This window comes from Arthrobacter crystallopoietes (assembly GCF_002849715.1).
Lineage (GTDB): Bacteria > Actinomycetota > Actinomycetes > Actinomycetales > Micrococcaceae > Crystallibacter > Crystallibacter crystallopoietes.
Genome location: NZ_CP018863.1, coordinates 2753554 through 2779610, shown reverse-complemented (window position 1 = coordinate 2779610; position 26057 = coordinate 2753554). Strand labels below are relative to the sequence as shown.

Genomic DNA, 26057 nt, shown 5'->3' with positions numbered 1-26057 from the left:
GCTAGCCGCCGAATCGTCGGGATACTGCTTGCGGACCTACTTGAACTTGCGGACCTACTTGAAGATGTCGGCCCGGACGCCCATCACAATTCGGTCGCCCTTGTCCGCCGTCTTCAGGTACCTGGTCACGTTGGACAGATCCAGCGCGATGCAGCCGTAAGTGGGAACCGCGTTCGCGTGCAGGAAGATGGCGAAGCCTGCCCCCTGCTTGATCTTCTGCCCCGGCCCGCGGTTGTAGTCGATCACCGCACCCTGACGGTAGTCGCCCGTGGGCGCGCGCATGATCTGCCACATCTGCTCGTCCGGCCAGCGGTTGAAGGAGGACTCGAAGTACTTGTTGTACCCGCTGCCCGGCGTGCCGGACCACTGCGACCGGGGGTTCAGCTTCTGGTAGTTGAGCCTGGTGCCCGGATTGCCTTCGCCGAACGCATCCGTGACGGTGAAGCTGCCCTGCGGCGACCAGCGGTACATCGTGTGGCCCGACGCGACGCCCGGTTTCTTGAAGCCCTTGAGCCCCACCGTGGCCCTGGAGGTTTTCCATTCCTGCTTGTAGACGGAGCCGATCCGCACGCAGTTGATGAAGCTTGCCTTGTACGTGGCGTATTTCTCCGAGATGGTGAACGAGACGCGGTCGGCCCAGCCGTGGTAGTAGCGCGTCTTGTGCGCGCCGATGGCCCAGCACTCATTCTTCGGCAGGTAGCTCGCGCCGACCTTCGCAGCGATCAGCGAGCCGCCCTGGAAGACCTGCGTAGTCTTGCCGCTGCGCGTCACTGCGTCCTGCAGCGGGTAGCCCAGCGTCCCGTTCTGGCTGCTCCGTGCCTTCCAGCTGTAGTTAATCTGGGCGGTCAGTGTCCGCGCGCCGCTGGCCGGTGAGTACGCGATCTGCCCCTTCTGGAAGACCTGCACGCAGCCTCTGGACTTCAGCCCGCACTTCATGTCCCCCGTGGGGTAGCCGAGGATGCCGCGCTCGTATTTGGCCGCCCTGAATTTCTTACCGACGGCGTGGGTCAGTTCCACGGTCCGGGCACCGGTCTTGGCGGTCCAGTAGATGGCCATGCGTCGCTTGCTCGAGAGCGAGGGCTTGTAGGTGCGCACGCAGCCGTTGCCGGGAAGGCGGCAGTTGTAGTCGTTGACCGCCGTGTACTTCAGCTGCTTTGCCCGGGCATCCAGGGCCTTCTGGCCGGCCGTCACGTGCGATGGCGTGTGGACGATCTTGCCCTTCTGGAAACTCTGCGTCGCCACCAGGGTCCTCGAATTCACGCTCATATCCGACGTCGGGTAGCCGTACTTACCCTTTTCGTAGCCGGACGCCTTGTACGCTTTGCCGACGGCGTGGGTCAGCTCCACCGTCCGCGCACCGGTGGCCTGGGTCCAGTAGATCGCGATCCGCTTGCTGCTGCCGGCTGGCTTGTACGTGCGTACGCAGCCGTAGCCGCGGAGCTCGCAGGCGTAGCCGTTGACCGCGGTCAACTTCAGTTTCGAGGCCCGATCCGCCAAAGCCTTCCTGCCCGCAGCGTAGTGAGCTGACGTATCCACGATCTTGCCGTGCTCGAAGGACTGCGCCGACACCTTGGTGTTCGGCACGACGGACATGTCAGACGTCGGGTAGCCGTACTTGCCCTCTTCCCACTGGGCGCTGCGGTAGGCCTTGCCGACGGCGTGGGTCAGGTCCACAGTGTGTGCGCCGGTAGCGGCGGTCCAGTAGATGGCAATGAGCTTGGCGCCCGACTTGTACGTGCGCACGCAGCCATCACTTGCCAGCAGGCAGTTAAAGTCATTCGCCGCCTGTGTGTAGCCCATCGCCGCGGCCTTGGCCGCGATGGCCGTCTGGCCGCTGGCGACGTAGGAATTGTCGATCGTCCCGTGCTCGAACGTCTGGGACACCGTTCCGGTTGCACTGGAATCCGGCGCGTCCGACGTTGGGTAACCGTACTTGCCGGCTTCGTACTTTTCACTCCGGTACTTCTTGCCAATGTAGTGCAGCAGATCCACGCTGTGCGCCCCTGTTTGCGGGCTCCAGTAAATGGCAATTCGTTCGGTGGGACGCTCAACGGATGTGAAGGTCTGCACGCAGCCCTCGCCGATCAGAGCGCAGTTGAGGTCGTTGTAGGGAACGAGTTTCAGTTCACCGGCCTTCGCGGCGACAGCCTCCTCCGCCGTCGCTTCGGCCTCGGCTGACTCCTCCGCTGTCGGTTCGGCTTCGGTTGGTCCCTCCGTAGATTCCGTCGGCTCCGTTTCGCCAGGATCGGGTGTTAACTGGTCATCGGGAGTCGGCGTTTCAGCCGGGGTGGACGTCTCCCCTGACGTGGACGGCTCAACCGGAGCCGTGGTTTCCGTTGGCGCCGCGGTTTCGGCCGGCGCGGTCGATCCCGCGGGCGCTTCGGCCCCGCCTGTCATCGTCTCCGCAGGCGCTCCAGTCCCACCCGTCGTCCCTGCATCCTCCGACGTTTCAATCGTGGGATCCGCTGAGGCGTCCGACGGCACCCCGGAGGAGGATCCATCCGGTTCCGATACTGACGGCGGAGACGTCGTCGACGACGCCGTCGACCGTGCAGCGGTGTCCGCTGCCCTCACTTCACCGGCCGGCCGCTGCGCAGCGGACGCGCCGGACACTTCCGGCAAGTCTGCGGCTTGAGCCGGCAAGCCGGATGCCAACAGCGCCAATGATGCAAGTGCTGCTACGGCAACTTGTCCCGCCAGACGTTGCCGAAAAACGCTGAGACCCTTAATGATGTACCCCCAAGATTCGTTCCGGATAGGGGGTCCACGACGTCGCTGCCGCTGCCGCTGCCCCAACGACATTATGCGGCGAAATCTGCTGAAACGTTAGACCTCGTGCAGCACTTTCTATCTGGAGCCCCAAAACAAGCGTGCGGGCGTCACTAATGCAAACGATTCTCATTTAATGTTAGCGTCAATTCATGCACTCACCCACAGCGCCTTCGCGCAGGCTCATCTGGCTCACGGCACCTCTTGCCTTCACTCTCCTGACCTCCTGCGGAGCAGCCGCCGCAGGACCTGAGCCCGCAGGCTCACCTGCCGCCGACCCCATCGCGAAGTTCGACGTCGTCGAACTGGGCGAGGCCGCACCGCGGTTGACCGTGACGTACGACGGCGGCGTCATGGTTCTCGACGGCGCAAGCCTTCAACTGCTGGAAACCGTGAAGCTGGACGGCTTCAACCGGCTCAGCCCAGCCGGTGACGGTCGGCACGTCATCATCTCGACCGGCAGCGCCTTCAAAGTCCTGGACAGCGGCAGCTGGAGCGAAGCCCACGGCGACCATGCACACCATTACGCCACAACACCCTCACTGACGAACATCCAGTTCGAAGCAGACGAACCGGGCCATGTGGTCAGCCATGCCGGACGGACGGTCCTGTTCAGCGATGGCTCGGGAGTCATCGAATCCTTCGACTCTGCCCAGCTTGCCGACGGACAACCTGAAACCGACATCTACACCGCTGCCGAAGCTCACCACGGTGTCGCCGTCGAACTGAAAAACGGCAGCATGTTGCTGACTATCGGCAACAGCACTTCCGGCTCGGGGCTTGCGCTGCTGGATCAGGACCGCCGCGAGATCACGCGTAACGAGCAGTGCCCCGGTGTGCACGGTGAGGCAACGGCGGCAGATGAAGCGGTCACCGTTGGGTGCGAAAACGGGGCCTTGGTCTACCGGGACGGCAAGATCAGCAAGGTGGACAGCCCGGACAACTATGGCCGGATGGGGAATCAGAAGGGCTCGGAGGAGTCTGCCGTTGTACTTGCGGATTATAAAACGGACCCGGACGCTGAACTGGAACGGCCCGAGCGGATCGCCCTGATCGATACGAGTAACAACACCCTTGATCTGGTTGAACTGGGCACGAGCTACTCCTTCAGATCGCTTGGCCGGGGTCCGCACGGCGAAGCTTTGGTGCTAGGGACGGATGGGTCACTCCACGTGATCGATCCCGATAGCGGAGTCGTCACCGCCCGCATCCCTGTGATCGACGAATGGGAGGAGCCTGTGGAATGGCAGCAGCCGCGACCCACTTTGGCCGTCCAGGGCCATACCGCGTATGTGACAGAGCCGGGCAGCTCGTCCATCCACGCAGTCGATCTGGAATCCGGCGACGTGATTGAGAGCGCAAAGCTACCGTATGTTCCGAATGAGTTGACTGGCGCCGGCGAATGATGCCGTTCCGCACGTAGAAAGCGTCAGGCCGAATACCTTCACCTGGTTAGCTCCTGACGTCCGCAACCATCAGGCTGCACGGTAGTAGAGGAAGTCGATGCGGCCGAGTGCCTGTTCGAAGATTGACACCGGGTCCGGCGTCTCGTCCGGTTGTTCGGTTGCCGGTGGTGTGCCGGGCAGTGCCGGTGCGGTAGATAGATAGGTGTGTCCGGTCGGGGTGGTCGTTTCCACCGTGTGCCGCGGTCCGGGGACTGTTTGGGCGTGCCAGCCGTCGGCTTCTTTCGCGAGGTTACACGCTTCACACAAACCTTGCCCATTGATCTCGGTGGTCTCCCCGGCGTTGCGCCAGGGCACGACGTGGTCGTGGTGGCGGATCGGCGCGTCGCACCAGGGTGTGCGGCAGAGCTGGTCCCTGGCCTGGATCATCCGCTGCATCCCGGCGGGCATCAACCTTGCCCGCGAATCCATTCCGAGCAGCTGCCCGGTGCCCGGCGCCGTGTACAGCCGGCGGACCCACACTTCCACCTCCGTCGCATCACCTGCATCGCCGGGGGCTCTTCGCTTCGGACCGGGAGGCCCGGTCGCCGTGCCGGCTTCTCCTGTAATGCCGGCGTCGCTGTCGCCGGTATCTCCGTTACCGGCAGCAGTATCGATGACCGGTTCCGGTTCGCCAGTTCCTGGCGGACCGGATGCCGTAGCGCCGTCCCCAGTGCCGGGATAGGCTGTGCCAGCACCGCCGTCGTCCTTGGCAGCACCATTTACCGGGTTGCCGGCGTCGATGGTGTCCGTGCCGGCGCTGCCGTTCACGTTGTCGGTGTCGGTGTCTTCGGTGCGGAGCAGGTCGCGGGCCCATTGGGCGGGGACGATGCCGTACCCGGCCAGGTGCGCCGGTTCGGAATCGCCCTGGAACAGGGTGCGGTCGGTCATGACCAGCTGGACCTCGATTTTTGCCGGGTTCTCGGCCGGTTGGCCGGTGACGCGTTCGACGAAGATGTCGGCCATCAGCTGTCCCCGGGAGCGTTCGTCGCCCTGCGCCTTCAACCGGTCGGCTTCCCTGGTCAGGGCCGCGAGCACGGCCACGCCCTGTGTCACCGGCACCAGGCAGCTCACCTGGGCCATGGTGTCCGGCGCCGGACGGCAGGAGACATGGCGCTCGTTTTCGGCTTTCGCGGCCCGCCGGACCACCGACAACGGATCCAGCCGCAACGCGGCCTGCTTCGCCATCGCCCCGATCTGTTTATCCCCGCACCCTTGCAGCGTCTTCGGATCAGCACACAACTCCCGGTCAACCTTGGCGCGGTCTTCCACGCTCAGGCACGCGGTCTCGCGGACCAGGATCGTCGCCCGCCACTCATTCAGCCGGCCCTCCGCCAACGCCCTATAGGCGTACGGCATCTCCCTGATCAGCGTGGTCGCCATCCCCAGATGCTTACCGCCCCGGTTCGGCGAATCCTTCCTGGCCAGCCCGATCTCCTTCGCCAGGCCCCGGCCCCGCCGCTCCACCGGAACCCCGGCCGCCGCCCGGGCCTCCCGCCGGGAAGCCACAAACGCCTCGGTCTCCCGGGCCTGCCCCGCAGCCGAGGCGGCCTTGAGTTCTTCCAGGGCGGCGATCCGGTCGATCCGTACGCCTTCGGAGACGTCGGGGTCCATGTCCGCCAGCTCCAGGATCATTGAGCGGACCAGGGCAGCACCCGGATCACCGGGAACCGCCTTCACCGGATCCATCTCTGCTGGAACGATTGACTCGAACATACTTTCGATTCTATCGTGGAGTGATGGAGGACACAATAGAGGGCAAGGCGTGTGGATATCTTCCGCCGCTCTGTAGAAACAGAAGACGATCGTGCAATCGGGGCTTAGGGGGCCAGCGGTTAGGGCCTACGACGCATCAGGTTCCCGCTGGTAAACATCAGGAATGCCGTCGTGGTCGGCGTCGATCTTTTCCTCTGCTTCGATCCTGCGGTAGTGCCGGTTGCGTGCGCGCAGGACAACCGTCGCCAGCAGCGCCGCCAGCAGCGAGGCAATGAGGATGGCCACCTTGCCATGGTCGTTCGCCACTGTGCCGAGCCCGAAGCTGAGTTCGGCAACCAGCAGCGAGACTGTAAACCCGATGCCGGCCAGCAGGCTGATCCCCACCAAGTCGATCCACCTAAGCGACGGATCCAACTCCGCCCGGGTGAACTTGCTCATCAGCCACGTGGTCGCCACGATGCCGATCGGTTTCCCCAGGACCAGGCCGGCGATGATGCCGATGGCCACCGTGTCGCTGAGGGAGGCTGTCAGTCCCTCGAAGCCGCCGATCTCCACCCCGGCCGAGAAGAACGCGAAGACCGGAACTGCGAAGCCGGCAGAGACGGGACGGAAACGGTGTTCGAAAATCTCCGAGAGTCCCGGCCCCGCCGTCGTCCCACCGCTGGTCTTGCCGCGCAGCACGGGGATGGCAAAACCGAGCAGGACGCCTGCCACTGTTGCGTGGATACCTGAGGCGTGGAGCAACGCCCACGCCACAATGCCGATCGGCAGCAGGATCAGCCACGCGGCCGCTGGTTTGAGGCCGAAGAACCGCCGGTATTTCTGCGCCAGAACGGTGTAAATGGCGAGCGGAATTAGCGTCAGCAGCAGCGGGGCGACGTGGATATCGCTGGTGTAGAATAACGCGATAATGGCGATGGCAATCAGATCGTCAACTACCGCCAGTGTCAGCAGGAAGATCCGTAAGGCAGTAGGCAGATGGGAACCAATGACGGCCAGAACCGCGACGGCGAAGGCAATGTCCGTGGCTGTCGGAATGGCCCATCCGCGGATAGTATCCGGGCTGCCCCAGTTCACAACTGCGTAGATTACCGCCGGCACGACGACGCCGCCCACAGCCGCCGCTACCGGCACTGCGGCCTTCCGGGCGTCGCGCAGATCCCCGGCAACAAACTCACGCTTAAGCTCCAGGCCTACCAGGAAGAAGAAGACCGCGAGCAATCCATCGGCCGCCCAAGCACCGAGACTCAGATTAAGATGCCATGGCTCGTAGCCGATCTTGAAGTCCCGTAAGGCGAAATAGCTCTCTGACGCCGGGGAATTCGCCCATATCAGGGCGATCAGCGCCGTTGCGACGAGCAGTGCGCCGCCAACAGTCTCTTTGCGGAGGATTTCACCGATCCGCAGGGCTTCGGCGTAACTGCCTCTGCCGAGAACGCGCGGCTTTCGGGGACGATCGGGGGAATTTTGGGCCATGTGGGGCTCCTTAAGGGAAGGGTCGACGAAATTTCATGCCGACCAGACTTCCCGGCTCACCAGAATCCACCCTATCGCTCCAGACTCTCGCAGCGAAACAGCAGCACCAATGGGTATAGGTCGCGGGGATATAGGTCGTTACCGATGAAGAGGTGGATCCCACCACAGCCCTTTGCCGCTGCTAGCCGAGCGCTCCCAGCAGTTCGGCACAGGCTTGCTCGCATCGCCGGCAGGCCTCGGCGCAGACGCGGCAGTGCTCGTGCATCTGCGCATGGCTTTCGCACTCATCTGCACAGGCCTTGCATGTGACCCGACAGGCCTCAAGTACAGCGCGGGTAACGTTTGCGTCATAACCGGTGTGGCGGGAAAGAATCTTGCCGGTCGTGGCGCAGATGTCCGCGCAGTCGAGATTTGTCCGGATGCACTTCGTCAGCTCAGCCGCCATATCCTCGCTGAGGCAGGCATCCCCGCAGGCCGTACAGGTCTGCGCACATTCGAAACATGCCGCGATACAGTCCGTCAGCTTCTGCCTGTCGATTCCTCCCAAATCCTTCGGGTAGGTCTCAAGCATGGACTTGATGTGGCTCATTGTTCTACTCCTTTTCGATAGGCCAGGGAACGGACAGGCAGTCCGCCGCCTCTCAAAACAACAGTAGCCTTACTATTTGGACGGGGAAACCTTGCTGTACACCGACACGGGGCAGATTCGGGACGGTCGGGACAACTGCCGCTTGCCCAGCACCCGGCAATAAACACCCTTTGACTTATACCCCTAGGGGGTATATCTTGGTGATCACCGGAAACAGCGTCGGATCCTCGCGGTCCCTACGCCCCCAACGGTCCACACAACGGCTCAAGCGCGCGCCTTCCCGATGGAAGTCCTGGCAGAGGCCTATCTCGAAACCTTATGGAGGAGATCGTTATGTGTGGCATATCCAGCCATAATCTGCCGCTTATTCAGGCTTCATCAGGCTGCGCCTGCTGTTCCCCGCAGGGAAACAGCGCAGCAGAGCCAACGGTTGCAGTAGACACAGCCGGCGCCGGACACCGGTCGACGCAGTTCAAAGTCACCGGCATGACCTGCGGACATTGTGTTGCCGGCGTGTCCGAGAAGCTGGGCAGGCTCGAGGACGTCGCCGACGTGGCAGTGGACCTTGTCCCGAACGGCGTTTCCACCGTCACGGTTTACGGCACCGCGAACATCAGCCCTGAAGCTGTGCGCGCTGCCGTCTCTGAAGCAGGATACAAATTCGCCGGCACGGTTTGATCGGCCGGATTTGGAGGAGAGTAAGACCATGAACCACGAAGACCACCGACGGCACATGTCCGGCGAGCATTCCGCCCGTGCCACAGTTTCCGAAGCTGAGCACGTGGACCACACCACCCATGGACAGGCAATGCCTGAAGGCCATGCGCATTCCGCCGTCGACGAGGAACACGCCGTCCACCAGCATGGCCAGCACGCCGGACACAGCACGGCCATGTTCAAGAACAAGTTCTGGCTCAGCCTGGCGCTGTCCGTTCCGGTGGTCTATTTCAGCCCGATGTTTGCCCACCTACTCGGCTACCATATTCCGGAATTCCCTGGCTCCAGTTGGATCCCGCCGGTTCTGGGATCGCTGATCTACTTCTACGGCGGTACACCGTTCCTCAAGGGCGGCTGGACCGAACTGCGCAGCCGGCAACCGGGCATGATGCTGCTCATCGCGATGGCCATCACCGTCGCTTTCGTCGCGTCCTGGATCACCACGCTGGGCATCGGCAACTTCAACCTGGACTTCTGGTGGGAGCTGGCCCTGCTCGTAGTCATCATGCTGCTGGGCCATTGGATCGAAATGCGCGCCCTCGGTTCGGCACGCGGCGCCCTCGATGCACTCGCCGAGTTGCTGCCTGATGAAGCCGAACGCATCACCGAACACGGCACGGAAACGGTCAGCATCAGCGAGCTCTCCGTCAACGACGTCGTCCTGGTCCGCTCCGGCGCGCGCCTGCCCGCCGACGGCGAAATCATCGAAGGCCGGGCCGAGCTCGACGAATCAATGATCACGGGTGAATCCAAGACCGTACCGCGTGGCCCCGGCGATACCGTGGTGGCCGGAACGGTGGCAACCGACAGTGCAGTGCGCATCAGAGTGGGCGCGGTCGGCACCGACACCGCCTTGGCCGGCATCCAGCGGCTGGTCGCCGAAGCACAGGCGTCCTCCTCCAGAGCGCAGGCCCTGGCGGACAAGGCTGCGGCGTTCCTGTTCTACTTCGCCCTCGGCGCCGGCATCATCACCTTCATCGCCTGGGTACTGCTGGGCAGCCCCGACGAGGCCGTGATCCGTACGGTCACCGTCCTGGTCATCGCCTGCCCGCACGCCCTCGGCCTGGCCATCCCGCTGGTAATCGCCATCTCCACGGAGCAGGCCGCCCGCGCCGGAGTGCTGATCAAGAACCGCATGGCGCTGGAGCGGATGCGCACTATCGACGTCGTACTCTTCGATAAAACGGGAACCCTGACCAAGGGACAGCCTGGCCTGACCGGCATTGCAGCAATCGAAGGAATGAACGACGACGACGTTCTGGCCCTGGCCGCAGCCGTGGAAGCCGACAGTGAACATCCCTCCGCCCGGGCAATCGTCACCGCAGCCCGGAACCACGGTCTCCGCGTACCTGCCGCCAGCGGGTTCGCCTCGCTGACCGGCCGCGGAGTCAAGGCCGACGTCGGTGCCTCCGCCGTCATGGTCGGCGGACCGAACCTGATCGCGGCCGAAGGCCTGGACGTTCCCGGGGAAATACGGGAACAGACCCGCCCCTGGGTTCAACGCGGCGCTTCCGTGCTCCATGTGATCCGCGATGGACAAGTTATCGGGGCCGTCAGCCTGGAGGACGAGGTCCGCGAGGAATCCCGCCAGGCGATCACCGCCCTGCAAAAGCGGGGCATCAGGGTGGCCATGATCACCGGGGACGCGCAGCAGGTCGCCGACGCGGTGGCAGCTGAGCTGAACATTGATGAAGTCTTCGCCCAGGTCCTGCCGCAGGACAAGGACAAGAAAGTCGGCGAACTGCAGTCCCGCGGCCTGAAGGTGGCCATGGTCGGCGATGGCGTGAACGACTCACCTGCCCTCGCCAGGGCCGAGGTCGGCATCGCCATCGGGGCGGGTACGGACGTGGCAATGGAATCGGCCGGCGTGGTCCTGGCCGGCAACGACCCCAGGGCAGTGCTGTCCATGGTGGATCTGTCCCGGGCCAGCTACCGCAAGATGATCCAAAACCTCATCTGGGCCACGGGCTACAACATCATCGCCGTTCCCCTGGCCGCCGGCGTGCTGGCCTTTGCCGGCGTCGCAATCTCCCCCGCAGTAGCTGCGGTATTGATGTCGGTGTCCACCATCGTCGTGGCCCTGAATGCCCAGCTGTTGCGCCGTATCAAGCTCGACCCGGCCGCGGTTCGTTAACCAGGCGGCCGGTCGGTGCGGGCCTAGGCGGTTTCCCCCGGGCCCGCACCCTTCGATACCGTTGATGGCGGCCATCAGAAGCGGCCCGAGGGAAAGGCAGGGAACGATGAGCTACGGAGCGGCACCCCGTCTCGCTCTGCACCTACGACCCACCCTGGCATTGTTCCTGGGCCTGACCGCGATTATCTTCGGCATCATCGGGATGCACATCCTGAATGTCTCGCACCAGGCTTCCGTACCGGCCACCTCCGGTCACTCCACATCGGCTCCGGCAGCTCCCGCCCCCGCCACGCATCATGCGCCCGCCGACAAGGCCATGCCCTCGGCTGACACACCAACGGGCATGCTTTCCGCCGATGGGTGCGCCGGCGGCCCTTGCGCCGGAGACCACCACCTGATGGCAGTTGTTTGCGTGCTGATGACGATTGTGGCCGGATTCGTCCTGCTGTTCGTCCCCGGATGGCTCCGGACCAGAAACTGGGACGGCCTCCGGGCGCCACCCAAAGCAGTTGGCCCCGGCGCGCCTGCGCTTCGCCCTCCTTCACTCGTCCAGCTCTCGATCAGCCGCACCTAGAATCCTGCGCCTGCCCGCACCCCTGCCGGGCGGCGCAATTGCTAGTCAGCAGTTTGAGATCACTTTCGAAGGAACCCCATCATGAAACGCTTTACCGCAATTTCAACAACCGCCGTCGCCGCTGCCCTCTTCCTGGCCGGCTGCGGCTCTGACACCGGCTCGAATACCACCGGAGAATTCACGGGTATGGACCACAGCACCATGTCCCACTCCCCCGCCCCTGCCTCGTCCGACGCTGGCGGCACCCACAACAGCGCCGACGCGATGTTCGCGCAGATGATGATCCCCCACCACGAGCAGGCCGTGCAGATGAGCGACATCATGCTCGCCAAGGAGGGTCTCGATCCCCAGATCACCCAGTTGGCCGAAGAGATCAAGGCCGCCCAGGGACCGGAAATCGAGAAAATGACCGCCTGGCTACAGACTTGGGACGAGCCCATGGAGATGTCCGGCGACCATGCCATGGAAGGGATGCTGAGCCCCGATGATCTGGCGGAGCTGGAAGCAGCCCAAGGCGCTGAGGCGTCCCGGCTGTTCCTGACCCAGATGATCGAGCACCACGAGGGCGCCATTGCCATGGCCGAAGAGGAGGCCGCCAACGGGCAAGACCCGGATGCCGTCGCCCTGGCGGAAACCATTGTGGCGGACCAGAAAGCGGAAATTGAGAAGATGAACAATCTTCTCGCGGCCCTCTAGCAATCCGTCATTAGCGCTGCCGAACGCGGGGGCACGAGCCGCCGCTCGGCAGCGCACTCCCGCTTTGCCGCGTCCCTGGGACCACTCAGAGCATCAGCATGACGATGAGCCCGGCAACGAAGGCCGCAACGCCGACAGCGGTGAGGATCTTGCCCAGCAACAGCAGTATCGTGCCGCGCTCGGGCGGCGGCGTGGTCCGATAAGTCATCGGCCGGTGTGCGTCGTAATAGATCAGCACGTCGGATCCCGGCACCACGCTGCGCTCTTGTTCAACGGGCAGCCTGGCCTGGAGAAAACCATGCTGCTTGTCGAACCAGCGGAAACCGGTCCCCTCCCCATCCATGAAGACCACCCCGTCCGCGCTGCGCCACTTCACGCCCGAGTGCCGGACAATCCAGCCGGCCAACAGGAGCAGCAGCCCCGGCACCAGCCCTACCCAGGTCAAAATTTCGGTGATCAGACCGATGGACTCCAAAGCGCTGGGCATACGTCCGATGTTATTCCAAAGTACGACGGCGGGAGACCGGCTCCGTCACAAATCTCCCGTTGGCCCTGGACTACTCAGAGCGTAGGGCCCTGGTCCATCCGGTCCAGCTGACCCGCGACGAAGCTGAGGTGTTTCCAGCCCCGTGCTGCGGCCGTAGCGGTCTGACGGTCCACGGCAGCCCGCTTGTTCTGCAGCACAGCCAGCAGGGTGGCATCAACCACGTCCTGCCGCAGTTCCTTGACCCAGCCTGCACGGACGGGAGGATGCACCGGCAGCCGCAGCCACTCCGTCACCACGCCGCCGAGGTACATTGCCGCCAGGATCGAGACCACGCCGATGAGCACCAGGACGAGCAGCGGAACATTGAAGCTGACTGCCAGGACGGCCGGGCCGATGAGCAACACGATCAGGAACAGCCGCAGGAACAAAGCTTTCGCCAGCATGCCGGCTGTCTGCCGGCGGGCGGCGATCGGGGCGAGGCGCCGGCTGTAGATGGTGCGGGCTTTGTGCAGCCACTGCTTGGTGCTGCCCAGCTTCTCGTTGACGATCTTCTCGGCCACGGCAAGTTCCAGCGGATTCTCGTTCCGAAGCGACACCAGCAGCGCATCATCCTCGTCTGCCCAGGACTGGTTCAGCCGGTGCTCGGCACCCGCAGCCAAGTGGTGCAGCCCTAGGTGCGACGCCTCAAGGGCAATCGTTTCCGGGCTGCCGCCCCGCGGGAGCGCGTCCTGCTGCAGTGCCTGGTCATGATGTTCGGTGCGGATGCCATAACGCGGCGATCCGTCCTTGAGCTGGTACACAGCCGTACCTCGATCCGATAAGTATGAGGGGCAGATCCCGGGGGCGCTGCGCCGACCGGCGGCCCCTACTGCTGTGGATGGACTACCAAGGATACCTGCCGAAACTGGGTGGTTGAAGGTTGATCGATCAAACCCTCTACCACTATTACCCGCCGTGGCGTGGCAGACTTGCCGCTAGGACTCGGTCACATTCACGCATCGACACCCAGGAGAGGACCATGCCGCAGAACAACCGAAAGCTCGGCGTCCTGTTCGACGTGGACGGCACGCTGGTTGATTCCAACTACCTCCACACCATCTCGTGGTGGCACGCTTTCCGCCAGCTGGGCCGGAATGTTCCCATGGCCAGCATCCACCGCGCGGTTGGAATGGGCGCGGATAAACTGATCGCGCACCTGCTGGGTCAGGACCGGGACAAGGACCAGGACAGCCAGGCCGAGGACGCCCACGGTGCTGTTTTCTCCACCTACTGGCCGGCGCTGCGGGCGTTCGACGGCGCCAAGGACCTGCTGGAGCGCTGCTCCGGAGCCGGCCTCACTGTGGTGCTGGCGTCCTCGTCGAAACGGCGCGAACTGGACGTCCTCACCGCTGCCATCGGGGCCGACGAGGCGGTGGACGGCACCACCAGTTCTTCGGATGCCGAGGAGAGCAAGCCAGCGCCGGACATCTTGGTCGCGGCACTCAAAGCGGGCGGACTGCAGGCGGCGGACGCGCTCTTCGTCGGCGACGCCGTCTGGGATGTGATGGCCGCCAGCGAACTGGGCATCCCCACCATCGGCCTGACCTGCGGCGGCACCGGCGAGGCCGAACTGCGGGACGCCGGCGCCATCGAAATCCATACGGATCCAGCGGCGCTGCTGGCGGACTTCGAGGCCAGCGTCCTGGGACAGCTGGCCTCGGGCGCCGCGAATGCAGGCCAACCGGTAAAACCAGGCCAAAACCCGTAAAACAACGACGGCGGCACCCGGCTACTCGAGTCCGAGTAACCTCACGTGGGCGTCCAGATGCTGCTCGAACAGTCCGGCCGGGTCGGTGAAAGTGTTTTCCCCGTACTGCCCGAAGACCTCGAAGCTGACGGCACCGAAAAGCGCGGACCAGACCATCACGCCTCGGATGACCACCGGTTCCGGAGCAGACAAATCCAGCTCAGAGCGGATCCGGGCCAGATCATCGGCGAGAACCGGCTGCAGCGCGCTCTGCTCCCGCGACTCCCCCAGTTCCCCCCGTTCCACCGGCGCGATCTTCCCCGAACGATGGGCCGACTCGATGATGTCCACCAGCGCCCGGACCACCCGCGTTCCGGGGCCGGTGGTCCGTTCGGCAGGGGCACGGTAGCCCGGAACAGGGCTGCCGAACAGCAGCGCGTAGCGGGACGGTTCGCCGATTCCCCATCCGCGAACCGCCCTGGCCAGAGCCTTGTACTGCGCAAGGTAGTCCGCACCGGCGGACACGACGGCCTTATCCACCTCGTCGCCCAGCTCGTTGTAGGCGTCCACGACCAGCAGGGTCAGCAGCTCATCGCGGTTTTTGACGTACCGGTAGACCGCACTGGAGACCACGCCAAGATCGCGCGCCACGGCCCGCAGGGACAGCGCTGCGGCACCCTCGGTGGCCAAGTGTTCCCGGGCGATCCGGATAATTTCAGTCATGGTTTGTTCTCGTGCACGCTCCCGCGGGGTACCAGCCATGCCCTCCACCCTGCCGCCGCGAGAGAGCGCTGTCAACCTAAGAGAGCACCGCTCTTGACAGGACTTGGCACGGCGGCGCATTCTGGCTTGAGAGAGCACCGCTCTCGGATTCTCGAAGGCTCCAGAGATGGGACAAACAATGTCAGATCTGCACATCGTCACCGGCGCCGGGCCGATCGGCTGGACCGTGGCCGAGCAACTCGCCGGGCAGGGCCAGCGGGTCCGTTTGCTGACCCGCTCAGGCAGCGGGCCTGAGCACCCGCTGATAGAACGACGGAAGGTCGACGTCTCGCAGCCGGCCGGATTCGAAGCCGCCCTCGAAAACGGCGTCGCGGTCTTCCATTGCGTCCATGCCAGCGCCTACAGCGCCAAGACGTGGGCCCGCGAGCTCCCGGCCACGGAACAAACGGTACTTAAGGCAGCCGGGCGAGCCGGCGCCGTCGTTGTTTTCCCTGAAAGTCTTTACGCCTATGACCGGCCGCAGGACGTGATGACGGAGCACAGTTCACGGGAGGCAGCGTCCGGCAAGCCCGGCATCCGCGCGCAGTTGCTTCGGACGCGGGCCGCCTCGGAGACGCCGACCGTGAGCATGGTGGCCTCGGATTACTTCGGCCCGCGGGCGCTCAATGCCCACGCCGGCGAGCGCATGGTGTCGGCAGTCCTGGCGGGCAGGACCATCCGGGTGATGGGAAACCCGGACATACCGCATTCCTTCACGTACGTGCCTGACCTCGCCGCGGCGATGATTGCTGCCGCGAACAACCCGGCGGCCTGGAACTCGGTGCTGCATGCGCCCACCGGGCCGGCGGAGACGCAGCGGACCATGGCGGCGGCCTTTGCCCGCGCCGCCGGAGTAGCAGCGCCGAAGGTAGGTTCAATTCCGGGCTGGATGGTACGCGCCGCAGGTCTGCTGTCGGCCGATGCCCGCGAACTGGCGGAGATGTCCTACCAGTTCGAGGAGCCGTTCGTCATGGACTCGTCCTACACACAGGCGCTGCTGGGCCTGGCTCCTGCCCCGCTCGCGGCGGCAGCGGAAGAGACGGTGCGCTGGTGGCAGGATGAACAAGAAATGGCCAAATCGTGAATTCCGGCCGCACCTGCCGCTAAACATCAACCAGTACGTATACTGATGGTCCGCCGCCGAAGAGCGGAGGTCGTCGCGCTGACATCATCCAGTTTGAGGAGCCGTCCATGCCCCTGTCCGATGAGGAGAAAAAGCGGCTGGCCGAACTGGAACAGCAGCTGGAATCGGAAGACCCCAGGCTCGCGGCCTCGCTGTCTGGCAAGGGCCGCCAGCCCGGAGCCGGCTGGAAACTGAGCTTCGGCGCCAAGCTCATGCTCGTTGGCGCCGTGCTCCTGCTGTTCAGCATTTCGACGAACATCTCGGTGCTGTCCGTCATCGGGCTGGTCACCCTGCTCGCGGGGATGTTCCGGATGGCCACGGACTGGGTCCGTCGAAACTGAACCGCTAGTAGGGTGGCCCCATGGAATCCCCCATCCAGGTCTACTTGCAGCGCATCCACGACGAACTGTCCGGGCTCAAGGACGGCACGGCCGACAGCATCCTTAGCTCCCTCTCCGGAGCGGATCCGGACAGCTTCGGCATCTGCCTGGCCACGGCGGACGGCCACATCTACGAAGCCGGCGACACGCGCCAGGAGTTCACCATCCAGTCCATTTCGAAACCCTTCACCTATGGTCTGGCGCTGGCGGATCTCGGACTGGAAACGGTGGATGAAAAGATCGACGTCGAGCCCTCCGGGGAGGCCTACAATGAGATCTCGCTGGCCGAAGGCAGCGGCCGGCCCGCGAATGCCATGATCAATGCCGGCGCGATCACCTCCGCGTCCCTTGTGAAGGGCCGCGGGGGCCAGACCCGGTTCCAGCGCATCCACAAGACCTTCTCCGCCTTCGCCGGCCGGGAACTGGACTTCGATGACCGCGTCTTCGCCAACGAATTGAAGCACGGTCACCGCAACCGCGCGCTGGCCCACCTGCTGCGCTCGTTCGACATTATTGAAGGCGACCCGGAACTCGCGCTGGAGGATCATTTCCGTGCCTGCGCGGTCAAAGTCAACTGCCGCGATCTTGCCCTCATGGCGACTGCGTTGGCCAACAACGGGTGCAATCCGATCAGCGGCGAGCAGGTGCTGGACATCCACAGCGTCGAACGCGTCCTCTCGGTCATGACCACCTGCGGCATGTATGACGACACGGGATCGTGGATCAGCACCGTGGGCATGCCCGCGAAATCCGGGGTCTCCGGCGGCGTCCTCGCGGTGCTGCCCGGGCAGATCGGGCTGGCCGTATTTTCGCCGCCGTTGGACGGGCATGGGACAAGCGTCCGTGGCACCGCGGCCGCCAGACGGATTTCGCAGGATATGGAACTGCATTTCGTCCGCGCTGCCCGCACCGGCCGTTCCGCCATCCACTCCAGTTATGACATCTCCGCCGCTCCCTCCGCGGTCCGCCGCAACGATGAGGCGGCTGAATTCCTCCGGAAGCACGGCCATCGTGCGCGCGTCACCGAGCTCAACGGGGATCTGCTCTTCGCCGGGACCGAGTCCATGGTCCGCGAACTGACCACTTTGGATAAGGACGTTGAACTGGTCATTCTGGACGTCCGCCGGGTGGACGAAGCGGCCGGCGTCGCCCTGCGGCTGCTTTCGGAAGTGCGCGCCGGCTTTGCCCGGGAGGGGCGCGAGCTGGCGTTGATCGATACCCACGGAACCTTGACGCGGGCCTTCGAGGAGGCGGACCGCAAGGTGCCCTCCTTCGCCACCCGGACGGCCGCCGTCGAGTGGACCGAAAACCAGCTCATTAGCAAGTACGGCGATGAGCTAAGCCTGCCCGGCAAGGTGGCCGCGACGGACAGCCCGGCGCTGTCTCCGCTCAGCGACGAGGACGCCAACGCGGTGCAGGCGTGGATGGAGCCTAAGAATTACGACGACGGCGACCTGATCCGCCGTCGTAATCAGCCCTTCGGGGGTATCTACTTCATCGTCTCGGGCAGGGTCAGTACCAGCGTGCCGGGTCCTGACGGCCGGCGGATGACGCTGACAACGCTCTCCGCCGGCATGACCTTCGGTGAACTGGCATTGGGCAGCGGCAACCGGCAGGAGACGAGCATTCGAGCCGAAGGTCCCGTGGAGCTGATGCTGCTCAGCCCCGGCTCGCTGTATGATCTCCAGGCCGAGGACCCGCGGCTTGCCGCCGAGCTGTGGAAGGCGCTCACGCGCGATGCCTATGTCCGGGAGGACCAGTACCTGCGAGAGACCGCGGTGCGCTTCAGGGACTGAAACGCACCGCAGTCTCACGCGGAGGGCAGTGGAGTTGGATCCGCGGGTCTGATCCGCTGGATCTGATGCCGCTAGACGCGGCTGACGTCCCTGGTCTTGTGGTCGTAGTGGAAGGTCAGGGCGCCGCCGTCGTGGTGGAACTCGTGGTTGGCACCGTCGCGGACGCCGAACGCGCCGTAGTTCTCTTCCCAGGACCGGTCCAGCGCGACCTTGTAGGTGTAGAAGCCTGCGGGCAGTTCAGCGGTCAGCTTCCAGAGCGAATCCGTCTGGTCCAGTTCCATTTGGATCTCGTCGAAATGCGGCTGCCAGTTTTCCGGTGCGCCGAGCTTGGTGCTGAAGTCACCGGCGATCGCCACGGCTGCAGGCTGCCCGGCGGTAGCCACGGCGGCCTGCACTGCGGGCTCGGAAGGAGCTGCGGGCTCGGTGGGAGCTGCCGGTTCGGCTGCGGCCGGCGCTGTGGGTTCGGCTGCTGCGGCAACAGCCTTCTTCGCACGCGGCTTGCGGCCACCCGCCTGCTTAACTGCCTCCACCTGTGCCACCGCGGACTTCGATCCGGAAGTCTTCGCTGCAGCCGCTGCCACAGCCGGAACCGGCGAGCCGTTCTGCAGTGCGTCGGTCAGGGATTCAGCATCCGGGAAAGCGGCCGCGGCGCGCAGCCCCTCGTCCGTCAGCACCCAGCCGCCGCGCTTCTTGACCAGCCAGCCGGCCTTGACCAGCTTGCTGGTGGCAGTGGTCAGGGACTTGTGCCCCCGCGGGACTCCCCCGGCGAGCAGCTCGCTTTCGGCATCGTTCAAGGGCAACTGCGTGATGGCCTGCGCCAGGACTGCGCTGCCGCCCATGGCAGCCTCGCCGGAGGCAGCCGCCTCCGCCAGTGTGTCCAGGACAATTTTCAGCCGCAGGTTAGTACGGTCGGCAGGATTTGTGCTCATTATGGTTTTTTCCCCATCGTCGATCGCTTACTTGCAGTTTGGCATGACGGTGATGCCGAAAGGATAAGTTAAAGGTTAATTCCTCATGACTTAACGGTTTGTGACTCCGCTCTCCCCAATCCGCAATGATGTTACCTGTGTCCGGCCCGGATCCGGAACACGGCGCGCCGCTTCAGCTTTCGTCGCGGAAGTGCAGGACGGGTTTAAGGACCGAGCCCTCCTTGGCCGCCTGCGCAGCGGTGTTGATGTCCGCGAAGGCGTATGGCGTCACCAGCTTTTCCAGCGGCATTCTGCCCTGCTGCACCAGCTCCACCAATGCCGGCAGGAACAGCTGCGGCATTGAGTCGCCTTCGGTGATCCCGGTGATCCGCCGACCGTTGAGCATGTAGTTAATATCGACGTCGACGGTTGTTCCAGCGGCGGGCGCGCCGATCAGTCCCAGCTCGCCCAGCGGGGCCAGCGCCTTGAGCGCCGCACCAAGCACGCCGGCGTTCCCGGTGGCGTCAATCGCGTGGGTGACCCCGGATCCGCCAGTCAGCTCGGCGAGCGCCTCTCCGGCGTCGGTTTCCTTACTGTTGACCACGTCGGCAGCCCCGAGCTCCTTCGCCAACTGCAGTCGGGAATCCACCAGGTCCATCACGATGATCCGCACCGATCCGGTCAGCGCCGCGGCCATCACGGCGGCCAGGCCCACGGCCCCGGCGCCGAAGATCGCCAGCGTGCTGCCCGGTGCCGGCCGAAGCACGTTCAGCACGGCGCCGGCCCCGGTCTGGATGCCACAGCCCAGCGGCGCCAGCAGGGAAAGGTCGGCCTCCGGGTCCACCTTGCCCAGCCCGCGCTCATCGGCCAGCACCCTGGTGGAGAACGATGACTGGGCGAAGAAATGCCCGTACAGCACCTCATCGCCCTGGCGGATGGTCGCGCTGCCGTCGGCCCGTTCGCCGCCGAGCAGGTTGCGGGACAGGAACTCCACGCAGTACGCCGGATGCCCCGAGCGGCAGTTGCGGCACACACCGCAGCTGGGAAACGTCATCAGCACCTTGTCCCCCGGCTTGACGGATGTGACGGCCCTGCCTGTGGCCTCCACGATCCCCGCCCCTTCATGCCCCAGCACGCCGGGCAGCGGAAACGGAATATGGCCCGCCTGCACGCCCAGATCGGTGCCGCAGACCCCGCTGGCCACCACGCGCACCACCACCTCGTCCGGCCGCGGATCGTCCAGACTGATCTCTTCAAGCGCGAAGTCCTCGTGCGTTCCGCGCAGGACGGCGGCCCGGGCTGATGTCGTCATCGTTTCCACCTCAGGTAAGCAGGCCGGGGAGCCGCCCGGCGTGGATCGTGCTGAGGCCAGCCTAGGCGCGCCGCACTGGTCCGGCTAGGGCCAGGCGGCCAAGCCCTCGTGGCACTCCCGCACGGTCATGGCGGCCAAAGTTTCTTGAAGTACCTCGCGATCGGCAGCTGCATGCTGGCGTCGTCGTGGAGCTGCACGGCAACGAAATCCGCCACCTGTCCGTCGGCTTCGGAAACCCAGACCAGCATCCCGGCGGAACTGCAGGCCTGAGCAACGGCCCGCCGCTGGTCTTCGCGCCAATCGTTGTGCCTCAGGCAACGCCAAGTTCACCGTCAGTGAATCCGGCGCCATACGGCGGCAATCGGGGGTTGCATAAAGCCATGAGGATCCTGGTACTCGGCGGTACGGCATGGCTCGGCGGACAAATTACGACGGCGGCGCTGCGGCGCGGTCACGATGTCACCGCTTTGGCGCGGGGCGAGTCGGGGCCGGTGCCGGAAGGGACGGCCTTCCTCCGCGCCGACCGGGACTCGCCGGACGCCTACGGTGCCGTCGCGCGGCAGTCCTGGGACGCCGTCGTCGACGTCTCGCGCCAGCCCGGCCAGGTGCGGCGGGCGGTGGCTGCCCTCTCCAGCCGCACGGACCTGTACATCTTCGTCTCCTCCTGCAGCGTCTACGCGGGCCACGATGTCCCCGGCGCCGATGAATCTGCCGCACTGCTGCCGGCTTTGGAGGCGGACGTCATGGAGTCGATGGAGACCTATGGGGAAGCCAAGGTTGCCTGCGAGCAGCATGTGCTGGACGGTTTCGGTCCCGGCAGGGCGCTCATCGCGCGGGCGGGCCTGATCGCCGGCCCTGGTGATGTCTCCGACCGCACGGGCTACTGGCCGCTGCGCTTCGCCCGCCCGGCGGCCCCCGACGGCAGGGTGCTGGTGCCCGACGCGCCGGAGCTGGCTACGCAGGTGATCGATGTCCGGGACCTGGCGGCCTGGCTCGTCCGGGCGGCAGAGCACAACGTCAGCGGCACGTTCAACGCGGTAGGCGAGCCGATGATGCTGCCGGCGCATCTGGAGCTTGCCCGCAAGGCCGCGGGCCACATCGGTGCGGTGGTTTCCGTCGCGCCGCAGCGGCTGGCCGATGCGGGCGTCAACTACTGGTCCGGCGAGCGCTCCCTGCCGTTGTGGCTGCCGCTGCCCGAGTACGCCGGTTTCGCGTCCCGGGACAACAGCGCCGCACTGGCGGCGGGGCTGGAGCTGCGGCCCCTGCCGGAAACGCTGGCGGACGTGCTGGCCTGGGAGCAGGCGGCCGGAGCGGACCGCCTGCGCAAGGCTGGACTGACCGTCCAGGAAGAGCGTGAGCTTCTCGCCGCGCTGTAACGGGCGGTGGATAAGAGGCCAGCGGCGGAGCCATTGTGGCCGCACGATCCCGGTTGTACGCTGGCTGCAGGCCGCGCAGAAGGGGCATCGCCATGACTATTCCACAGCCGCCGCCGGAACCGGATCCGGATCCCACCTCGCCGCATCCGAGGGAGCCCGGCAAACCGAACGAGCCCGGTGAGCCGGATCCGTTCCCGATCCCACTGCCCGGCCCCGAGCCGGACAACCCGCCGGAACCGCCGCCGCCGGGCCCAGGTCCGCTGCCGATCCCGGAACCCGGACCGGTCATCCCGCCGCGCGAACCCTAAGCCGGGACAGCTCGGCCAATTCAGCGCAAGCATCGTCCGCCGCACGCGTTGTGAAGCAGGCCTACCTGTCACGGTTCGGCAACGTCCCGCCGTCGTTATCCTTGGCCGGCTCCGGCGCGATAACGATTGCGCTCGATCCGCATCCTCGGGGCACAAGGTCCTGCCCGTTTCCGGCCAAACAGCGGTAAATTTATAGTACGTCGGCACGGTCTCGAGGAGGCGCGAAATGTCATTATCCGATGAGGAACGACAACGGCTGGACAAGCTTGGGCACCAGTTGGAAGAAGATGATCCACGGCTCGCGAAATCCCTCTCAGGCAAGGGGGTCCTCGTCTTCGGGCACCGAATCGGAACCGGGGCATTGATGGCGCTGGCCGGGGCCCTGTTGCTGCTGGCCGGCATCGCCGGGAACTCCCTGCTGCTGGCGATGGTGGGCGTCATCGCCTTCGCGGGCGGGCTGCTGGTCTCCGGGACGGACTGGTTCCGGGGGCACGTGCACCACGGCCCCCAGCACTAGCTCAGTCCAGCAGTGAGTTGAACTTTTCCACCGCGGCGTCCTGGCCGGCGGCGATCTTGTCCAGGTCCGGGTTGATCAGCTTCAGCTCGGACAGTTCCGGCGCGCCTTCGGGCACCCCGACGACGCCGGGCGGCAGGCCGAACGCCTGCGCTGACGAGTTGCTGGCCGTCGCGGCCGGCATGCCAGCGCTTACCAACACCGGGGCGGCCCTGAAAGAATCGGGGCCCAGCCGTATCACCGAAATCCAGCTCGAATCACTGGTATCCGCGGATCCGGGCGCCGGCGGGTTGCAGGCCACGGCAGGGCCCACCCAGACCGGGACCGAGCCGAGCCAGCCGGATTGAGCGTGGTGGTAGTGCCCGCAGAGGATCCCGCGGACATCTGTCCCCGCGATCACCGAGCGCAGCAGCTGGGGCGAGGCGAGCCCGCGGCCGGCCAGCAGCGGCAGCGTCGATTCGACCGGCGGGTGGTGCAGCGCCAGCACCGTTCCCTGCGGCGCCGGCGTGGCCAGCTCATCCCGCAGCCAGTCCAGCTGCTCCGCCGAGAGGATGCCGGCGGGGCGGCCCGGATCATCCGAATCCAGCGTGATGATCCTCAGCCCGCCCAGAAAGTGCACCGTCTCGCCCGGCCCCGGTCCGTTGGCAGCCCGGCCGCGGTTGAACAGCCCGGCCTCGCGCGCCGGCACGTCATGGTTGCCGGGCAGCGTGATCACGGGGCAGCCCAGTTTCGCCGCGGCATGGTCCAGCAGGCGCGCGGCGTCGTCGTAAATCTCGCTGCAGCAGTCCGCTAGGTCACCGGTCACGACGACGGCATCCGGCCGGAACCGCTCCGCCTCCTTGAGCGCCGCCAAAGTCAGCGCCCAGGTGTCGATCCGCCCGAACAGCAGCTCCGGATCCGGCCGCAGATGGGTATCCGTGAGCTGCAACAAGGTGAAGCTGCCTTGCGCGGCCGGCAGCTCACGCCAAGCGGGTTGTTCCACGCGCTCCCCCGGTCTGCCTCGTTTGGATCCTGCAACCACGATCAAACACGCACCCGTTTACACCACGGTGAACGCGTGGAGTCCGGCAGGCCAACGCCGTTCCAACCCGGCGCGCCCGGCAGCGGCAACTCGGCTATATTGGCCGGAACAGGTAACATCCTCCAACCTTCAGGAGCGTTCCGCCATGGCCCAGGAAGTCGCAGCCCAGCTCATCGACCAGCTCCGCGCCGCGGGGGTCCGGCGGATCTACGGGATTGTGGGCGACAGCCTCAACCCCATTGTGGACGCGGTCCGGCAGACCGGCGGGGCGGCCAAGGGCGGCATCGACTGGATCCACGTCCGCCATGAGGAAGCAGCAGCCTTCGCGGCGGCGGCCGAAGCCCAGCTGACCGGGCAACTCGCGGTCTGCGCCGGTTCCTGCGGACCGGGCAACCTCCACCTCATTAACGGGCTCTACGACGCCAACCGCTCGGGCGCGCCGGTGCTGGCGATCGCCTCGCACATCCCCAGCAAGCAGATCGGCACCGGCTACTTCCAGGAAACCCACCCGGACCGGCTCTTCAACGAATGCTCCGTCTACTCCGAAATGGTCAGCACCGCGGAACAGGCCCCGCGGGTCACGCAGAGCGCCATCCGGCATGCCCTCGGCAGGCGGGGCGTCGCCGTCGTGACCTTGCCCGGCGACATCGCCAGCCTGGAGGCGGTGGCCCCGACGCCGCTGTGCACCCCGTTCCTGCCCGCCACCGTGGTGCCGGCCGCCGAAAGCGTCAGGCAACTCGCGGACGCGATTAACGACGCCGGCAAGGTCGCCATTTTCGCCGGTGCCGGCGTGGAGGGTGCCCACGATCAGGTGGTGGCCCTGGCCGAGCTGATCGGCGCGCCGATCGGGCATTCACTGCGCGGCAAGGACTTCATCCAGTACGACAATCCGTACGACATCGGCATGACCGGCCTGCTGGGCTACGGCGCCGCGGCCGAGGGGATTGAGGACGCGGACCTGCTGATCCTGCTGGGCACTGACTTCCCGTACGACCAGTTCCTACCGGACACCCGCACCGCCCAGGTGGACCGGGCGCCGGAGCATCTGGGCCGCAGGACGGATGTGGACATCGCGGTCCACGGCGACGTGCTGCCCACGCTCGCGGCCCTGATGCCGCTGCTCAAACGCAAGAAGAGCCGCCGCTTCCTGGACCAGATGCTCAAGAAGCACGACAAGCTGATGAACAAAGCCGTCGGCGCCTACACGCGCCGGGCCGACAAGATCAAACCCATCCACCCCGAGTATGCTGCCTCGCTGCTGGACCAGGTCGCCGCCGAGGACGCCATCTTCACTGCGGACACCGGGATGTGCAACGTCTGGACCGCCCGCTACATCACCCCGCGCGGCACCCGCAGGCTGATTGGCTCCTACCTGCACGGCTCCATGGCCAACGCCCTCCCCCACGCCATCGGCGCGCAACTGGCCTACCCCGAACGCCAGGTCATCTCCGTCTCCGGCGACGGCGGCCTGTCCATGCTTCTGGGCGAACTGGTCACCGCGGCGGCTTACCGGCTGCCGCTGAACGTCGTCGTCTTCAACAATTCCACCCTCGGCATGGTGAAACTGGAGATGCTGGTGGACGGGCTCCCGGACTTCGGCGTCGACGTTCCGGACACCAACTACGCGGCCATCGCCCAGGCGATGGGCTTCCACGCCATCCGCGTCTCCGATCCGGCCGGCATCGAGAAGGCCTACCGCAACGCCTTCGCCCACCCCGGCCCGTCGCTGGTGGAACTCATCACCGATCCGAAGGCGCTGTCCCTGCCGCCGAAGATCACCGGGACCCAGGTCTTCGGCTTCGCCACAGCGATGTCCAAGATCGTGCTGAACAAGGGAGCAGGCGAAGCGGTCAGCATGGCGCGCAGCAACCTGCGCAACATCCCCCGCAGCTGATCCCAGGACAGGACAGATCTACGCCGGACGCCGCGTGCCACGGCGGCGTACGGTGGGTGCATGGAGGACATCGTCGAATTCCTGCTGGCGAGGATCGCCGAGGACGAGTCCAACCTGCACTCTTGGTGGAACACGGCGTCTGTCCCGGTGCTGGACCGGGCCTTGGCCGAGTGCGAGGCGAAACGCCGGATGATCGATCAACTACAGCGCCTCGACACTAGCCACCGCCGGCCGATGCTGCTCATCATGGCCGTGCCCTACGCCGGGCACCCCGCGTACCGGGACGAGTGGCGGCTTTAGCTCCGCCAACCAACGCCCGACGGCGGCCGGTCACCAT

The 26057-nt window shown here is 65.5% G+C and carries 25 protein-coding genes; 15 read left to right on the top strand and 10 right to left on the bottom strand.

Annotated elements, in window-relative coordinates; all coding sequences use genetic code 11:
• Positions 1-54: 54 nt before the first annotated feature.
• Complete coding sequence (locus AC20117_RS13065; protein ID WP_074699360.1) at positions 55-2397, bottom strand: hypothetical protein; 2343 nt, start codon at positions 2395-2397, stop codon at positions 55-57.
• A 58-nt stretch (positions 2398-2455) separates the two neighbouring features.
• Here AC20117_RS13065 and AC20117_RS13060 point away from each other — a divergent pair, with 58 nt between their 5' ends.
• On the top strand, positions 2456-2635 hold the full coding sequence (locus AC20117_RS13060) for a hypothetical protein (protein WP_101632595.1): 180 nt from the start codon (positions 2456-2458) through the stop codon (positions 2633-2635).
• Positions 2636-2921: 286 nt separating this feature from the next.
• On the top strand, positions 2922-4175 hold the full coding sequence (aztD, locus tag AC20117_RS13055; RefSeq protein ID WP_074699362.1) for a zinc metallochaperone AztD: 1254 nt from the start codon (positions 2922-2924) through the stop codon (positions 4173-4175).
• A 69-nt stretch (positions 4176-4244) separates the two neighbouring features.
• Here aztD and AC20117_RS23875 read toward each other — a convergent pair whose 3' ends face one another.
• From AC20117_RS23875 to AC20117_RS13040, 3 genes are all read right to left on the bottom strand, one after another.
• Positions 4245-5927, bottom strand: coding sequence for an HNH endonuclease (locus tag AC20117_RS23875; RefSeq protein WP_074699363.1), 1683 nt, complete (start codon positions 5925-5927; stop codon positions 4245-4247).
• 126 nt (positions 5928-6053) lie between these two features.
• The gene (gene nhaA, locus AC20117_RS13045) at positions 6054-7403 is read right to left on the bottom strand and encodes a Na+/H+ antiporter NhaA (RefSeq protein ID WP_074699364.1); all 1350 of its coding nucleotides are present in this window, start codon (positions 7401-7403) and stop codon (positions 6054-6056) included.
• 181 nt (positions 7404-7584) lie between these two features.
• Positions 7585-7992 (bottom strand): four-helix bundle copper-binding protein, encoded by a 408-nt coding sequence (locus AC20117_RS13040; RefSeq protein ID WP_074699365.1) that lies wholly within the window; start codon positions 7990-7992, stop codon positions 7585-7587.
• A 486-nt stretch (positions 7993-8478) separates the two neighbouring features.
• Between AC20117_RS13040 and AC20117_RS24335 the strand changes: the two genes are divergently transcribed.
• The 4 genes from AC20117_RS24335 (at position 8479) to AC20117_RS13020 (ending at position 12113) form a co-directional block, all read left to right on the top strand.
• A complete protein-coding gene (locus AC20117_RS24335; protein WP_236777301.1) occupies positions 8479-8670 on the top strand; it encodes a heavy-metal-associated domain-containing protein in 192 nt (63 codons plus the stop codon).
• A gap of 28 nt (positions 8671-8698) precedes the next feature.
• Complete coding sequence (locus AC20117_RS13030) at positions 8699-10843, top strand: copper-translocating P-type ATPase (RefSeq protein ID WP_074699366.1); 2145 nt, start codon at positions 8699-8701, stop codon at positions 10841-10843.
• 106 nt (positions 10844-10949) lie between these two features.
• On the top strand, positions 10950-11417 hold the full coding sequence (locus AC20117_RS13025) for a DUF6153 family protein (RefSeq protein WP_074699367.1): 468 nt from the start codon (positions 10950-10952) through the stop codon (positions 11415-11417).
• Between the two features lie 81 nt (positions 11418-11498).
• On the top strand, positions 11499-12113 hold the full coding sequence (locus tag AC20117_RS13020) for a DUF305 domain-containing protein (protein WP_074699368.1): 615 nt from the start codon (positions 11499-11501) through the stop codon (positions 12111-12113).
• An 85-nt stretch (positions 12114-12198) separates the two neighbouring features.
• Here the strand turns inward: AC20117_RS13020 and AC20117_RS13015 are convergent, their stop codons facing one another.
• Both AC20117_RS13015 and AC20117_RS13010 read right to left on the bottom strand, forming a co-directional pair.
• Positions 12199-12600: a hypothetical protein gene (locus AC20117_RS13015; protein ID WP_074699369.1), complete on the bottom strand. Its 402-nt coding sequence runs from the start codon at positions 12598-12600 to the stop codon at positions 12199-12201.
• A 74-nt stretch (positions 12601-12674) separates the two neighbouring features.
• The gene (locus tag AC20117_RS13010) at positions 12675-13400 is read right to left on the bottom strand and encodes a hypothetical protein (protein ID WP_083339563.1); all 726 of its coding nucleotides are present in this window, start codon (positions 13398-13400) and stop codon (positions 12675-12677) included.
• Between the two features lie 218 nt (positions 13401-13618).
• On the opposite strand from AC20117_RS13010, the gene AC20117_RS13005 reads away from it, so the two are divergent.
• Positions 13619-14347: an HAD family hydrolase gene (locus AC20117_RS13005; protein ID WP_074699370.1), complete on the top strand. Its 729-nt coding sequence runs from the start codon at positions 13619-13621 to the stop codon at positions 14345-14347.
• Positions 14348-14368: 21 nt separating this feature from the next.
• Here AC20117_RS13005 and AC20117_RS13000 read toward each other — a convergent pair whose 3' ends face one another.
• Positions 14369-15049, bottom strand: a complete 681-nt coding sequence (locus AC20117_RS13000) for a TetR/AcrR family transcriptional regulator (RefSeq protein WP_335643967.1) — start codon at positions 15047-15049, stop codon at positions 14369-14371.
• A 178-nt stretch (positions 15050-15227) separates the two neighbouring features.
• Here AC20117_RS13000 and AC20117_RS12995 point away from each other — a divergent pair, with 178 nt between their 5' ends.
• From AC20117_RS12995 to glsA, 3 genes are all read left to right on the top strand, one after another.
• A complete protein-coding gene (locus AC20117_RS12995) occupies positions 15228-16172 on the top strand; it encodes an NAD-dependent epimerase/dehydratase family protein (RefSeq protein WP_074699372.1) in 945 nt (314 codons plus the stop codon).
• A 107-nt stretch (positions 16173-16279) separates the two neighbouring features.
• Positions 16280-16552 carry a DUF3040 domain-containing protein gene (locus AC20117_RS12990; protein ID WP_074699373.1) on the top strand — a complete coding sequence of 91 codons (273 nt, stop codon included), beginning with the start codon at positions 16280-16282 and terminating at the stop codon, positions 16550-16552.
• Positions 16553-16572: 20 nt separating this feature from the next.
• On the top strand, positions 16573-18387 hold the full coding sequence (gene glsA / locus AC20117_RS12985; protein WP_074699374.1) for a glutaminase A: 1815 nt from the start codon (positions 16573-16575) through the stop codon (positions 18385-18387).
• Positions 18388-18458: 71 nt separating this feature from the next.
• Here the strand turns inward: glsA and AC20117_RS12980 are convergent, their stop codons facing one another.
• Together AC20117_RS12980 and AC20117_RS12975 are read right to left on the bottom strand one after the other, a co-directional pair.
• Positions 18459-19316: a pullulanase X25 domain-containing protein gene (locus AC20117_RS12980; RefSeq protein WP_074699375.1), complete on the bottom strand. Its 858-nt coding sequence runs from the start codon at positions 19314-19316 to the stop codon at positions 18459-18461.
• Between the two features lie 172 nt (positions 19317-19488).
• Positions 19489-20607, bottom strand: a complete 1119-nt coding sequence (locus AC20117_RS12975; protein ID WP_074699376.1) for an NAD(P)-dependent alcohol dehydrogenase — start codon at positions 20605-20607, stop codon at positions 19489-19491.
• 380 nt (positions 20608-20987) lie between these two features.
• Here AC20117_RS12975 and AC20117_RS12970 point away from each other — a divergent pair, with 380 nt between their 5' ends.
• The 3 genes from AC20117_RS12970 to AC20117_RS12960 all read left to right on the top strand — a co-directional run bounded on the left by AC20117_RS12970 (position 20988) and on the right by AC20117_RS12960 (position 22808).
• Positions 20988-21983 carry an NAD-dependent epimerase/dehydratase family protein gene (locus tag AC20117_RS12970; protein WP_074699377.1) on the top strand — a complete coding sequence of 332 codons (996 nt, stop codon included), beginning with the start codon at positions 20988-20990 and terminating at the stop codon, positions 21981-21983.
• A gap of 92 nt (positions 21984-22075) precedes the next feature.
• Complete coding sequence (locus AC20117_RS12965) at positions 22076-22291, top strand: hypothetical protein (RefSeq protein WP_074699378.1); 216 nt, start codon at positions 22076-22078, stop codon at positions 22289-22291.
• A gap of 226 nt (positions 22292-22517) precedes the next feature.
• Complete coding sequence (locus AC20117_RS12960) at positions 22518-22808, top strand: DUF3040 domain-containing protein (protein ID WP_074699379.1); 291 nt, start codon at positions 22518-22520, stop codon at positions 22806-22808.
• Position 22809: 1 nt separating this feature from the next.
• Here the strand turns inward: AC20117_RS12960 and AC20117_RS12955 are convergent, their stop codons facing one another.
• Positions 22810-23787, bottom strand: a complete 978-nt coding sequence (locus AC20117_RS12955) for a metallophosphoesterase family protein (RefSeq protein WP_074699380.1) — start codon at positions 23785-23787, stop codon at positions 22810-22812.
• Between the two features lie 184 nt (positions 23788-23971).
• Between AC20117_RS12955 and AC20117_RS12950 the strand changes: the two genes are divergently transcribed.
• Together AC20117_RS12950 and AC20117_RS12945 are read left to right on the top strand one after the other, a co-directional pair.
• Complete coding sequence (locus tag AC20117_RS12950; RefSeq protein ID WP_074699381.1) at positions 23972-25720, top strand: pyruvate dehydrogenase; 1749 nt, start codon at positions 23972-23974, stop codon at positions 25718-25720.
• A 60-nt stretch (positions 25721-25780) separates the two neighbouring features.
• A complete protein-coding gene (locus AC20117_RS12945; RefSeq protein WP_074699382.1) occupies positions 25781-26020 on the top strand; it encodes a DUF6221 family protein in 240 nt (79 codons plus the stop codon).
• The last annotated feature ends 37 nt before the right edge of the window (positions 26021-26057 follow it).